The following is a 585-nucleotide window of genomic DNA, read 5'->3' as shown; positions in this document are numbered from 1 at the left end:
GTGCCGGGCCCGGCACCGGTCCGGCGCCTCACGCGGTGATGGTGAACCAGACGGTCTTGCCGTCCTCGTGGGGCAGCACGCCCCAGTCGTCGCTGATGTAGTCGACCAGGGTCATGCCGCGCCCGCTCTCGGCCTCGGGGTGGGCCTCGCGCGCCACCGGCCCGCTCGTCCCGCCGTCGCTGACCGAGACCTGCAGCCCGCTGCTGCCGTCGCACTGCACGCGCAGGGTGATCGGCGGGGCGGCGTGGCGCAGGCCGTTGGTGACCAGCTCGGAGACCAGCAGCTCGGCGCCGTCGAGCACCGAGGCGGCGTGCTCGCGGCAGATCGCGCTCCGCAGGAAGCGCCGCGCGTCGGAGGCGGCGCGCGGGTCCAGGGGCAGCGTGGTCTCCACGGCCGGAGTCCTCTCACACATGGTAGTCACTCTGCCACTCTCAGTCACTCGGCGGTGGGGGGGGGGGGGGGGCCCCCCCCCCCCCCCCCCCCCCCCCCCCCCCGCCCCCCCCCCCCCCCCGGCCCCGCCCCCCCCCCCCCCCCCCCCCCCCCCCCCGCCCCCACCCGCCCCCCCGCCGCGCAGCTAGGCTCGGA

At 79.0% G+C, this 585-nt stretch carries 1 protein-coding gene; it reads right to left on the bottom strand.

The annotated features are described in order from the left end of the window. Positions 1-28: 28 nt before the first annotated feature. A complete protein-coding gene (locus tag ACRYR7_RS25620) occupies positions 29-391 on the bottom strand; it encodes an ATP-binding protein (protein ID WP_432575210.1) in 363 nt (120 codons plus the stop codon). Positions 392-585 lie beyond the last annotated feature (194 nt).

Source organism: Kineococcus gurbantunggutensis, from assembly GCF_050871925.1.
GTDB lineage: Bacteria > Actinomycetota > Actinomycetes > Actinomycetales > Kineococcaceae > Kineococcus.
This window is presented reverse-complemented; position numbering and strand designations above follow the sequence as displayed.